Consider the following 13159-nt stretch of genomic DNA (forward strand, 5'->3'; position numbering starts at 1 on the left):
TTTTAATCGAATCTGAAGAATATTAAACCTCCTCTAAAACTCCTTAGGTAATCGGGGCAATCAAAAAATACTGGAATAATATTCGGTGCGTAAACATTCTAATGCGACCGCCCTGAAAGCCAATTCTGGACACGCAGGGCGGACGCACGGCTTTTCGTTAGTCGCCTGACTGGCCAGTGCTCTTTTTCTTTCGATCGAATATCGTGTTGACGACCACAAAGAACACCGGAACAAAGATAATGGCGAGCACTGTTCCTGTTACGGTCCCAAAAAACGTTGCGTAGCCTATCGCATGCCTTGCACCAGCTCCCGCGCCACTGGAGATGAGAAGAGGTACAACCCCCAGCCCGAACGCCAGAGATGTCATGAGAATTGGTCGGAAGCGCAGCTTTGCGGCCTCGAGGACTGCTTCCACAGCGTTTCCTCCGGTGTGTGCCATTCGTTCACGCGCAAATTCAACGATCATTATCCCATTTTTACCTGTTAGTCCGACAACGGTCAAAAGCCCTACCTGAAAGTACACTCCATTAGTCTGATCACCGATCAAGGCTCCCAAGAGTGCTCCGAGCACACCCACTGGCATTGCGAGTAAGACAGCAATCGGTATCGTCCAACTTTCGTATAGGGCGGCAAGGCAAAGAAACATCGTGGCCAATGCCAGACCATACAAGGGCAAAGCTCCTGCGCCCGCTTCTTTCTCTTCCAACGATTGCCCGGTCCACCGCAAGGTGAAGCCTTTGGGAAGCTCGGCCGCCAGACGTTCCATCTCGGCCATTGCCTCGCCGGATGAAAATCCGGATGCGGGAGACCCTTCTATCTGCATCGCCGGTAAGGCGTTGTAGCGATCAACCTGCTGCGGCCCAAATACCCAGTCCTGGGTAGCAAACGTCGAGAAATCAACAAACTGGCCATTTGCATTCTGAACGCGCCAAAGAGCGAGATCTTCGGGACCAGTCCTCGCATGTGGCTCCCCCTGGACGTAAACGCGTTTCACGCGACCTGCGTAAAGGAAGTCATTTACGTATGTCCCGGACCAGACCGTTGCGAGGAACGATCCAACATCAGCAGCTGTCACTCCCACCGCTCCAGCTTTGCCCCAATCAATGTTAAGCTCGAACTGTGACGCATCTTCTACTCCGTTGGCGCGAACAGCCGTAAGCATCGGATTTTTCGCGGCTAGCCCCAACAGTTGATTACGGGCTGCGAGCAATTCTTCGTGTGACTGACCCGATTCCGCCTGTAGGAACGCCGTGAAACCGTTGGAGTCGCCAAGCTCCATAACGGGGGGCGGTACAATCGGAACAACGATTGCCTCATTTATACCGCCCATCAGTGGACCGAACGCCCGCCCGGCGATGGCCTGAGCAGAGTTTTCGGGTCCGACGCGGTCCTTCCAGTCCTTCAGGCTGACGAACATCATGCCCATATTCTGGCCCTGACCCGCAAAAGAAAAGCCCTGGACTGAGAATACGGAACTGACATTATCGCCTTCAACGGTGCGGTAATAATCCGACACCTTGCTCAAAACCTTTTCGGTGTTCTCACTTGTGGTGCCGGGCGGTGTTTGAACGATTGTAATGAGCGTGCCCTGATCTTCGCTTGGCAGGAAGGAGGTGGGCGTCCGCTGGTATAAGACCACCATGCCAGTAACGATAAGCCCATAGATCAACAGCATTCTGAAAGGCCGCTTGGTGGCGATTTTTACGACGCCGCCGTAGCCATCTGTTAAACGTGTGAAGTTGCGTTCGAAACCGTCCGTAAATCGGGCCAGAAGCCCTGTGTGTTTCTTTGTGCTGTGTGGCTTCAGCAACGTTGCACACAGAGCAGGCGTAAAGACGATCGCAACGACAACAGAAAGAGCCATTGCGGAAACGATTGTTACGGAGAACTGCTTGTACATTTCGCCCGTCGATCCACCGAAGAAAGCCATCGGTACAAAAACTGCCGAGACGACCATTGCAATACCAACCAACGCACCGGTAATCTCGCGCATCGATTTTTTTGTGGCTTCCTTGGGAGTCAGATGCTCTTCTTGCATCAGGCGCTCAACGTTCTCAACGACAACGATCGCGTCGTCTACGAGGAGTCCGATTGCCAGGACCATCGCAAGCATCGTCAAGGTGTTGATGGAAAAGCCGAATGCTGCCATGACGCCGAACGTGCCCAACAGGACCACCGGAACCGCAAGAGCAGGTATAAGGGTCGCGCGGAAGTTATGCAGGAAGAGAAGGATCACCAGCACAACAAGCACGATCGCTTCAAGCAATGTGTCGATGACCGCCTCGATCGACAATTTGACAAATGGCGTCGTGTCGTAAGGAATTACATATTCCACGCCTTCTGGCATTGTTCGGGATAGTTGCTCAACGCGTTCCTTCACAAGTTCTGCGGTTTCAAGTGCGTTCGCGCCGGAAGCCAGTTGCACCGCCATGCCCGCCGCGGGCTTGCCATTGTAATATGTGGTAATTTCATAGTTCTCCGAACCCAGTTCCGCACGTGCGACGTCGCGAAGAAGAACAAGACCTCCATCTGTATCGGCGCGCAGAACGACCCGCTCAAAATCTTCGGGCGTTTTGAGAAGTGATTGAGCCGTTACCGTTGCATTGAGTTGCTGGCCTTGAGGCGAGGGCATTGCTCCAAATGAGCCGGCTGAAATCTGAGCATTCTGTGCCGCTATTGCAGTAACAACCGCTGATGGCGAAAGGTCATAGTACTTCAGTTTTTGAGGATCAAGCCAAATACGCATGGCGTACTCGGAGCCGAAAACCTGAACGCGCCCGACTCCTGTCAGCCTCGATATTGATTCAACCATGTAGGAGTTTAGATAGTCTGCCAGATCAATTGCGCTGCGCGTATTATCGCTCGATACGAGGCCGACCACCATTAGAAACCCCGTGGCCGATTTTTCCACCGTCACCCCTTGGCGAGTAACATCATCCGGTAAGTTCGCCTCTGCCTGGCTGAGTTTATTCTGAACCTGGACCTGCGCAATATCCGCATCAGTGCCAAGATGAAACGTAAGAGTAATTTCGGCTCGACCTGTCGAAGTTGTCGAAGAGTTGATGTAGCGCAGCCCGTCAAGTCCGGTCATTTCCTTTTCGATAATCTGGACGACAGTGTCTGCGACCGTTTCGGCTGAAGCACCAGGGTACGTCGCTCCAATAACGATCGATGGTCCTGCAATGGTCGGGTATTGAGACACGGGCAGGCTAAGTACCGAGAGCGTTCCGAGACCCATAATGATAATGGCGATCACCCATGCAAATACTGGGCGATCGATAAAGAACTGTGCCATGATTACTTGCTTTCGTTGGCTTGTACGGCTGGATTCCCGCTGTCTACTTCCACAGTGACCTCAGCGCCGGGGGCCGCCTTCTGGAAGCCGGAAGTGACAACTCTTTCACCGGCTGCAAGGCCGTCCGTAATGACCAGCTGATTGCCATCAGCCGTGAAGATTGACAGGGGTCTCTCCTCTATTTTCGAGTCTTTCACGACCCAGACATATGGCTCGCCTTGAGCGTTTCTCATCACCGAGCTTTGCGGGACTAGAATAGCGCCGTCCGCCTTGGCCTGCGGTAATTCTACCTCGACATAAAGACCCGGAAGCAGCACCTGCCCCGGATTCTCAAAACTCACGCGCAGCGTCACCATGCCCGTCGTGGGCTCTACTTTGGGCTCGGCTGCGGTCAGTTTACCCTTGAGCGGATATCGAGAGCCGTCAGGGAGGATCAGTGAAGCCATCGCTGACTTCTCAAGCCCGTTGGCGCCACCTTTCGATTGCCATCTAAACAAATCCGTAGCGGATTGCGTAACGTCGACATTGACCGGGTTGATCGTCCTGATTGTAGCCAAGGCCGTTGCCTGCTGTGCAGCGACCAATGCACCAGGGGTCGTTTCCGAAAAGCCGATCACCCCGTCAATCGGCGCCCTGATTGTTGTTCTGTTTAGATCGATTTCAGCTGTTGTCAGCTGGGCGCGGGCGCGCTGAAGCGCTGCATCCGCTCTGCTTTGTTGGGCTGCTGTGCTGTCTCGATTGGATGCCGTCCCACTGCGGTTTGCCAGCAACTCGGCTGCTCGTCTCGCGTCAATAACGGCCAGATCAAAGTTGGCCTGAGCTTCGGCTAGCGCCGCTTTGGCTGATTGCGTCGCACTCGCGTAGTTGTCGTCATCTATTTTGTAGAGAGCTTGACCCTTCTTTACTCTGACGCCTTCGTCAAAGAGACGTTCGCGAATAATGCCCGACACCTGAGGACGCACCTCCGCCTCGGTGGAGGCCTTTATCCGCCCGGGCAAGCGCGCGGTAAGCGTGTAATCTGTTGCTTGTACGACTGTGACAGTGACGGCAGGAAGGGGAGGCTGCTGCGCTGCAGCAGCGAGAGGCGCGATCACCAATGGCGCAGCGAGAAGGACGCGCTGTCCAAAGCCTCTTGTTAATTTCAAGTCCATTTGGAACCTTTCTAGCTCAGGTAGCTCATCCAAAAGCAGCCCGGATTTCGTAAATTTCAGACGTGGCGATGAAGTGGTTTACGGCTGTCAAATGAAGAACCGCTCCACCCACCGACACGCCAGTCACCCCCGTTTAATAAACATACGGTATATATGTAAATAGCATTCTATGTTGGGAGGCAATCGGACTTTTGATTTGATGATAAATTCTGAACACTATGGTAGCCCGAATCTGACCCCTGCCAGTCCGCTACGCCTTCACGTCCAGTGTCACATTGTCCTATAAGACGTGGAAATGGCCGGCATGCGCTCCCCTGGCGCATCGACCGGACGCTTCAGTGCGCTCCAAAGATGCCTTTGCGACAACGACAAAGCGCCAGTTGCCAAGTTGAAAGGCAAAGCTTTTCAACCCGCTCGAGGCTTTCTGCGCACGTTGATCGGAGTGCACTATTACTCTACCACGAGCGAAAAATCATGCGACATTTATGATGTCTTACTGTTGCATGCTTGAGTGTCAGTGGGTCCAGCCGCCAAAACACATCCCAACTCGTGCCCGAATTTTGTGTCCAGAGATTTGCCGTAAGTGTTTTGTGCAAGCCTGTGCCATGGAGACGCTTCATGGTTTCGATTGTGACCCAGGCAGTGAGCGTGTCACTGTATTGACCGAATGTGGTGTCCTGCGAAAAACAGGCAAGCTCCTATTTCACCGTCCGATTTCCTGGACACGGTCATCAAGTCGGTTGAGTGTTTTCAGTTCTGGAAGCCTTTGATGGCGATTTTGACGAGGTCTTGTCCGTATGGCACGAGCGGAAACTCGCTGCGTTCCAGTGCCCACTCCTCAAGGACTCCGAGAACGACGGCAGTCACAGCGGACGCAGCTTTTTTCGGTGTCCAAGGCGGGTTTAACGGGTTGATTTTGTTGGCTTTGGTGAAGATTCTCTCCATGGCCTTATATGAATCCCGATCTTCTTTAGGAACTTGACAGTCCACAGAAATGTCAAGGTGAAGCATCAGACGCATCAATCCACGGCGCCGCTCATCGGAGTGCATATCGAATAAGATTTTGGAAAGTACATCGCCCAACATCTCCAGGGGCTGACCTTCCGCCTCGGTTTCGAGGGCATCTGCTAGCTCACTCAGAGGGAGTTGTGATTCCCCGCGCAACGCAAAAAGGAGACCTTGCTTGTTACAGAAGTGCCAGTGAACCGCCCCTCTGCTCGTCCCGACCGCGGTCGCAATCTCGTCAAGCGTTACGTTTTCGAACCCGCGCTCAAGAAAAAGCGATTCGGCAGCACGAAGTATTTGCCGTTTTGTTTCGGCCGCCTCTTCTTTTGTCCGCTTCATGCCGTTCCCTTTCGTGCGTGCTCCTACCTATTAGAATACGAGACTCGGAGTCAAACTGCGAGGAGCATCTGACAGGATCCGCCGCACCAGGCAGACAAATGGTCTTTGACATACGGACCGTTTGTATGTAAACATTTGTCCTTAGTTTTCGATTTGTCGAGAAAAATCGGGGTGGTATAGAAATGGCAAAATCCAAAGGCCACGAGCCTAAGATTCCCTCGCCGAAAATCCCTCCGTCGCCCTCAAAGGTGCTGGGCCTAGGACCACTGGGTGGACATCTATTAAGAAGTTGCCGGGCGCAGCGGAGCCGTTTTGAAGGCAGTGAGGACTGGAGGAGAATTCTGGCGCTTGGAGTTGTCACGGTTGACTTCGCGCTTCTTGGTTTTTTTTCGTCGGCGTCAGGAAGACTGTCTGGCTACATGCCGGGAATGGCTTCAATGTTTGGGGGTCTCATCATTTGCATCATCATGCTTAGGTTGAGCCGGCCGGCCATATTTTTGGACTGGACCTTCTTCGGCATCTTCCAGGTTCTTCTGGGCATGCAGGTACAGATTGGGTTATCCAGCGAAATTCCTCTGGGAACGGCAATATTCTACTTCAGCCTCGTTGCATCTGCGTTGCTGCTGATTGTGATAGGTATTCAGACCAATTTCTTAGAGGGTAGGGCGTGGCTTTTGGCTGGGGGACTTTGTTCACTGATCCTTTCGGTTGCCAGTATCGCGGAAGCCGTCACTATCGGGCACCTTGGACCTGATAATACCCTTCTCATTTCATTGCTGATCGCCGGTCTGTCTGTTGTGGGGATGGGAGTATCTCTAAAAAAGAGAACTTCGTAGGACCAAAGAATGTTCTGTGTCACCATTATGAGAAAAAGTGAGCAATCAGTGCTGCTGCGGTAATCGCGGACGATGCATTCCGACGCGTTACCAATCCTCTTCTGGAGGAGAAGGCCACACCAGCATTGCTGAATCGACCATATTGCGCAAATCGCTCTCGGTGGCACCGATTTGCGGCAGGTTCATGATTGCCTGGAGTACACCGATGAAGTGCCATACCATGGCGTCAACCTTCGTGGCCGCGCTCAACTCTCCTTCTGAAACTGCAGATGTAATTATGGTTCTGAAGAGCGTGTGTTGTGCCTGAATTCCCTTGAATGCCGTGGCTCTGCCACTTGGAGGCAGCTCCGCAATTTCGACGCATGCTTTGACAAGCATGCAGCCACTGGGTTTCCCCGGTTCCGGGTTGCTCTCCACGTAGTCAAGGAGCAGAGCTTGAATTTGTGCCCTCCTCGTTTTGGCTTGAACGCCACTCATTCGACGCAGAACGCGTTCGTTATAATATGCCAGTACTTCCTCATAAAGGCCTTCCTTGCCGCGAAATCGCTTGTATAGACTGGACCGGGAAAGGCCCATTGCTGCCGTCAATTCATCGATCGACGCTGCAGCATAACCGCGGCGCCAAAAGACGTGCATGGCGCCCACTATCACAACGGCATCATCAAACTGCTGTTTTCCGCTCATCTTCACCATCTTGACATCTTGGAATGATCAGTCCAAAAATGTTGGACCGATCATTCCAAGATAAGCGAGTTTTGATTCATGTCCAGTGCTTTACGAAAACAACGCCGGCCACAGATCGCAATCGCGGGTGCGAACGGTCGGGTTGGGGCGGCCCTCGTGTCGAATCTGCTGGGCGACAAGGTTGACATTTTTGCCTTGAGCCGCGCTCATCACGCAGACAAGTTGCCAGAAGCCGCCACTCTGCGGACGGTCAATTTTGGAGAACTGAGGTCATTGAACGAAGCGCTCGACGGCATCGAGCGGCTCTTTTTGTCACACGGAACTTCCGCGCAACAGGTCGTCAACGAGATCGCGTTGATTGATGCAGCAGTCGCTGCGGGCGTTACTCATATCGTCAAGCTGTCCGTGATGGGGCCAGCATCGAAGTTACATCCGTTTGATTGGCATATGGAGATCGAGGCACACCTTGCTAGCAAGGATATTGGCTACACGATCCTGCGACCATCCTCTTTTGTCGATATACTTGCACGTGCTGGGGCCGCTGTATCAGCAGGCTCATGGGGTGGCACCGCTGCTCACGGGCGCGTAAACTTGATTGATACCAGGGACGTAGCCGCCGCTGCGCGCATTGCCCTGCTCGAGACTGAATTTGCGAATTCTCAACGTGCTTATCATTTGACCGGTCCGTCTCCGGTCACTATGCCTGAGGTTGCGGAAGAATTGTCGCGACTTTTGGGCAAAACCGTTATCTACCAACACCGTACACAGGATGAACAACGACAGATCTTGGTCGCTTCCGGAGCAAGCGACCTGGTAGCGAATGTTTTATTAGGGATTGATCGATTGTTCAGGGAATCCGTACTCGCGGAAACGACCGCGACGTTTACAGAACTGACCGGCCGGGCACCGCGCTCCGTCGCCACATGGCTGAGCGAAAACATTGAGGTTTTCAGGAGTAGTTGACAGATTTCGCGCGCTGGAACGTGTCGATGAGGGAAGGGGACCCGTCGTCTCTTTTTAAGGCAGTACGAAGGAGTGAGACTGTCAGCTCGAACTGCTAAAAAACGGTGCAGGGCGTTTCTGCCTTGCACCGCCATCCGACCCTTGGTGTCACGCCGCCAGAATGATCTTCATCGCTTTTTCCTGCGCAGCATTGCCAAACACCTCATAGGCTTCAACAATATCATTGAGATCAAACCGGTGCGTGATAAGCTTGCGAGGGTCGAACTTCCCCGACTGAACGGTCTTGAGAAGCATGGGGGTGGTATTGGTATTCACTAACCCCATCGAAATATTGATGTTCTTGATCCATAGGTCTTCAATATGTAAGTCCACCGGTTTTCCGTGAACGCCCACGTTCGCAATTGCTCCGCCAGCTGACACAATCTTCTGGCAAATATCGAAGGTCGCCGGGATTCCCACGGCTTCAATCGCGACGTCGACACCCCTGCCGCCGGTCAGGCCCATGATTTCAGCCGCGACGTCTTGCGCTCCCGCTTCGACCGTATCGGTGGCCCCGAACTGCCGTGCAAGCCCTAAGCGCGCAGGATCCCGGTCTATCATGATGATACGCCCGGGCGAGTAAAACTGCGCTGTCAAAAGCGCTGACATACCAACCGGCCCGGCACCGACGATTGCGATAGTGTCGCCAGGCTTAACGCCACCCGCTTGAACACCGATCTCAAGCCCGGTTGGGAGGATGTCGGACAGCATTACGAGCGCTTCCTCGTCCGCGCCATCTGGAATTGGATAAAGAGAATTATCACCATGGCGAATACGGACATATTCGGCCTGAGTACCGTCAATCAGGTGGCCTAGGATCCAGCCGCCATCGTCGCAGTGGGAATAGAGTTGCCGCTTGCAATTGGGGCACGAGCCGCAGGAGGTGATGCAGGAAATGAGAACGGAGTCACCCTTCCTGAAATTGCGCACGGCACTACCAACGTCCTCGACGATCCCGACACCCTCGTGGCCAAGAACTCTTCCTTCCGCTACGCTCAGCACATCACCCTTCAAAATATGCAGGTCCGTACCGCAGATCGTGGTCTTCGTGACTTTCACGATGACATCCGTAGGCTCCTGGATTTGGGGCTTGGGTCTTTCAACCCAATCTTTTTTGCTTGGTCCATAATAAACTAAAGCCTTCATGGTTTCCTCCCTTCGGGGCGCACCCCGTAACAGCACACTGCAAGAATCACACAAACCGCTCTCCAACTCGCACTGAAGGTTTGATCCAAAATGCATACCGATCTATCGCGAGTAGAGACAGGCGCTAGGCGATGAGGCAATATTCAGAAACGGAAAGAACTGTTCCAAATCGGAAGGAAACCGCTTGCGAGGGCAGACAAGGTGGGCTGACCTATCACGAATCTCCTTACAGCTCTCAGCTTACTCGATCGCTAGAGCTTGATCGGCCGATTTTTCAGCGTTTGGTATGGGCTCTCTCCGAACCGGAGCTGGTAACTTTGAGCCATGGCGTGCAGATTAACGTAACCTTTTGCAGCGGCGATTGAGGTCAGTGTTTCACCGACAACTGCGGATTTAAGCGCCTCATGGACCCTGTCGAGCCTACACGCCGTCAAATATTCATGCGGGGTCACTCCTCTGAATCTGCGAAAGCCATCGAATAGACTGCGTGCTGAAATCTGAAGTTGGCCGGCTATATCCATAATAGTCGGCGCCATGTCTGCCTGCTCCATTATAAGGCGTTCCGCCTCACGGACATAACGGGGTGCTGCGCCCCTGGCTCCGTTTTCCAGATTCATATCGGCATTTCCGGCCCAGTTCCTCAGCAGTTCGAGGCAAATCGTCTCCTCAATGCGCTTCTCAATTAAAGGATTTTCAATTCGGTTATTCCGGGCATCAATTGATCGAGTTGCGTAATCGAGCAGAGCAAGCCAGGCGGAGTGTTCCTTGCCGAAGAGTAAGCGGCTTTTCCAAAGTCGGTCGTCGGGGATGAAGCCGTACCATCGCTGTGCGGTTTCCTCCATAAGGTCGTGGGGAATAGTTAGATTGAGTTGCAGATCCTGGCCATCGGCAACGTTCCAGTAATCGGTCCGGCTACAGTCGACCACGTAACTATCGCCTTGCTTGGTGTCGACACTGTTCTTGTCTCCAAGAGGATGACGAACGCCTCCCTTCAAAGTATTGACAACAATGATATTTCCCGAGTTGGGGTCGAAATCATCTGCCCTGGTCGGGACCCCGAAGCAAAAGCGACTGAAAACTATTTGCCCGACCTTCAGTGTTCTCAGTGTGGATTCAGGGTCGGCCCCTTTTACAAGCGGTCGGGTCGCAAGCGGCATATAGACCCGATGACAGAACGCGTTGACCTCCTCCCATTCACGGGAACCGGTCAGGCTGCCTTCAAGAAGTGGTTGACCATGAGCATCATGTAAAAGCGCAGAATTCAGCATGGGTATCTCCTCTTTCCCATCCGTCGTATTCTGCCACTTTAACAGAATAAAGCGCGGTCTGCTGTCAATTGGTATAGAGGGGCGTGAACTGACGCCATCTGCTTATAATCGGCTTTTTGAAATTTGGCCGGATTGCAAAACGCAAAGTCCGTTTAGTGAAATCTAAACTGAAATTGTCAGGTTAATACTGCAGCCAATCTAACAACGGGATTGCTGCACAGATGACGACTTCGAATGATGACCTGGCCAGCGGAGATTATGCGAAAGCACACGGCCTCTCAAAAATGGGTTTGTGCGTAGCCGCATACGGCCTCGCCTTTATGCTATCCGTCGGCGGTGCGTTTGGACAGGAAACCGATGGCGGTGTCGTAAACACTGAAGGTACGACTGTTCTCGAAACTATTACAGTCACGGGTCGCAAGACAACGGAAAATCTCAACGATGTACCGCTAAGTGCCTCGGTGATCGACCCTGAGATTCTAGAAACAAGCGCAGCCGACCCTGGAACGGCAATAGCGACCGCTCCGAATGTGCAGTGGCAAAGCCAGACGGTCGGCAGACAATTTTTTTCGATTCGGGGCGTCAGTTCGCTGGGCGCGCCGCTCAATTACTCGGATGGTACAGTTAGCTTTAATGTGGATGGTGTTCCAAACAGCATGATTACGGCTTCCAGCCCACTGCTGGACGTTGACCATGTTGAGATCCTGCGTGGCCCGCAGGGAACCCTCTGGGGCGCAAACTCCCTGGGTGGAGGGATCAACGTCGTCACGAATCAGCCCGATGGCGAGCGTGAGATCAAGGCCACAACCGAAATCGGTGAAAACGGCTATCGCATGGGAGAATTTATCCTGGGTGGAAACATTATCCCTGAGAGCGTAAACGGTCGCCTAGCGGTACGGTTTACGCATATGGACGGCGATATCGACAGCCTTTATACCGACGACCTCAATGCGCGGATGATCGGCGCCGTCCGGGGAGGGTTGCAATTTACTGGCCTGGACGACACCACTATCACCGTAAGCGGGAGCTACTTCCGTGACAGGAACACCGCCCCGTTTTACGTCCTTGGCAATGCGACCGGTTTCCCGCTCAGTGGATCTCTCACGGAGCCCGAGAACATCACCACCCACGGCGATGGCGTCGTTTCGATTACCCATAATTTCGACACCTTCGATCTGACTTCGGTAACGTCGATCCAGCACAACAAGATCGACGGCTATCTCGACAACACCGACGCGCTGATTTCCCCTGCGTGGTTTCCAAGCGATCCAGCGAGCCTAGTTGATCGGGAAAAGATATACAGTCAGGAATTCCGGTTGAACTCTCTGCAGGGTGATACGGTTCGCTGGGTCGTTGGTGCCAGTGTGGCCTATTCTGATCTCCACCGTGATTGCTGGGCCACGAACTGTGCTCCGTCCAGTAGGATCAAGATGACAGCCGATCTGCGCGCCATCAATCTTGGCCTGTTCGCCGATGTTTCCGTGCCCCTTGGAGAAGCCTGGGAGGTGTCGCTCGGCGGACGGTTGAGCCATGATGACATAAAGATGCGCAAGGGGACTAATTCCGGTGATCCGAACCTCAGCGGAGAGGGGTCAGTCGATGATACATACCTAACCGGCCGCACCTCAATCGCCTACAAATGGAATGAGAACGCCCAGACCTACGCCTCCATCTCCCGCGGGCAATCGACGCCCATCTATCCGCTGTTTGGCTATCCGACCATCGGCGTCCTCGATGAACCGTATCCCGCTGCCAAGGGTTGGACATACGAAGTCGGGACCAAGGTTTCTTTGTTCGATGACCGCCTTCAGCTTGATGGAAGCGTCTTCTACAACGATATTAAGAACGGTACAGTCTTCTATGTGGACCCGGCCGCTATGGCACTGGCGGCGACCTATCAGGACTACGCGACGTCTGGTATAGAGCTTCAGGCGCGAGCTGAAGTCGCCGACGACTGGCTGGTCACTGGCGGCGTCGGTTACACCCATTCGAAGCTGGGAAGGAGCGGTGCCAACGCCGGCACCGAAGGCAACCAAGTGCCCAACATACCAGAATGGAGCGTCACTGCGGGTCTAGAATACTCGACGCCGGTTTCTCTCTTCAATCTGGATGGTGTAGTGACAGCAACAGTCCAATATCAATTTAACGGCAAACGCTCGGCGGATGTCGCCGACACCTTCAACCTTTCTTCCTATAGTCTTGTGAATGCGCGGTTAGGCTGGAAGAATATCGGTGGCGACTTTGAAATCTACGGTTTTGGCCGCAACCTTTTCGACGAGCGTTATGAGACATTTGCTTCCGCAGGCTTTACCCCCGGAGACCGGTATGTCGGGGTCGCGCGCGGGAGAATTCTCGGCTTCGGGATGAGCAAGAGCTTTTAAGTGCGTCGTCGCCGGGCTTGATCGGTTCGTCTCGTATCCTCGTTTAGGTTAG

Annotated in this window: 9 protein-coding genes; 3 read left to right on the forward strand and 6 right to left on the reverse strand. The window is 53.4% G+C overall.

What is annotated here, in order from left to right; translation table 11 throughout:
* Positions 1-157: 157 nt before the first annotated feature.
* The 3 genes from GH784_RS25610 to GH784_RS25620 all read right to left on the reverse strand — a co-directional run bounded on the left by GH784_RS25610 (position 158) and on the right by GH784_RS25620 (position 5790).
* Entirely contained in the window at positions 158-3295 is a 3138-nt protein-coding gene (locus tag GH784_RS25610; protein WP_153793939.1) for an efflux RND transporter permease subunit, read from the reverse strand.
* A 2-nt stretch (positions 3296-3297) separates the two neighbouring features.
* Positions 3298-4446, reverse strand: coding sequence for an efflux RND transporter periplasmic adaptor subunit (locus GH784_RS25615; RefSeq protein WP_153793940.1), 1149 nt, complete (start codon positions 4444-4446; stop codon positions 3298-3300).
* 750 nt (positions 4447-5196) lie between these two features.
* Entirely contained in the window at positions 5197-5790 is a 594-nt protein-coding gene (locus tag GH784_RS25620) for a TetR family transcriptional regulator (protein WP_153793941.1), read from the reverse strand.
* Positions 5791-5972: 182 nt separating this feature from the next.
* Between GH784_RS25620 and GH784_RS25625 the strand changes: the two genes are divergently transcribed.
* Entirely contained in the window at positions 5973-6626 is a 654-nt protein-coding gene (locus GH784_RS25625; RefSeq protein ID WP_153793942.1) for a hypothetical protein, read from the forward strand.
* Between the two features lie 87 nt (positions 6627-6713).
* Here GH784_RS25625 and GH784_RS25630 read toward each other — a convergent pair whose 3' ends face one another.
* Positions 6714-7319, reverse strand: coding sequence for a TetR/AcrR family transcriptional regulator (locus tag GH784_RS25630; protein WP_246670497.1), 606 nt, complete (start codon positions 7317-7319; stop codon positions 6714-6716).
* A gap of 69 nt (positions 7320-7388) precedes the next feature.
* On the opposite strand from GH784_RS25630, the gene GH784_RS25635 reads away from it, so the two are divergent.
* Positions 7389-8273, forward strand: coding sequence for an NmrA family NAD(P)-binding protein (locus GH784_RS25635; protein WP_153793943.1), 885 nt, complete (start codon positions 7389-7391; stop codon positions 8271-8273).
* A gap of 147 nt (positions 8274-8420) precedes the next feature.
* Here GH784_RS25635 and GH784_RS25640 read toward each other — a convergent pair whose 3' ends face one another.
* Together GH784_RS25640 and GH784_RS25645 are read right to left on the reverse strand one after the other, a co-directional pair.
* Positions 8421-9458, reverse strand: coding sequence for a zinc-dependent alcohol dehydrogenase family protein (locus GH784_RS25640; protein ID WP_153793944.1), 1038 nt, complete (start codon positions 9456-9458; stop codon positions 8421-8423).
* Between the two features lie 251 nt (positions 9459-9709).
* Positions 9710-10726 carry a helix-turn-helix transcriptional regulator gene (locus GH784_RS25645; RefSeq protein WP_153793945.1) on the reverse strand — a complete coding sequence of 339 codons (1017 nt, stop codon included), beginning with the start codon at positions 10724-10726 and terminating at the stop codon, positions 9710-9712.
* 221 nt (positions 10727-10947) lie between these two features.
* On the opposite strand from GH784_RS25645, the gene GH784_RS25650 reads away from it, so the two are divergent.
* Positions 10948-13107 carry a TonB-dependent receptor gene (locus tag GH784_RS25650; RefSeq protein ID WP_153793946.1) on the forward strand — a complete coding sequence of 720 codons (2160 nt, stop codon included), beginning with the start codon at positions 10948-10950 and terminating at the stop codon, positions 13105-13107.
* Positions 13108-13159: the final 52 nt, after the last annotated feature.

Source organism: Agrobacterium tumefaciens (assembly GCF_009649785.1).
Classification (GTDB): domain Bacteria; phylum Pseudomonadota; class Alphaproteobacteria; order Rhizobiales; family Rhizobiaceae; genus Agrobacterium; species Agrobacterium tumefaciens.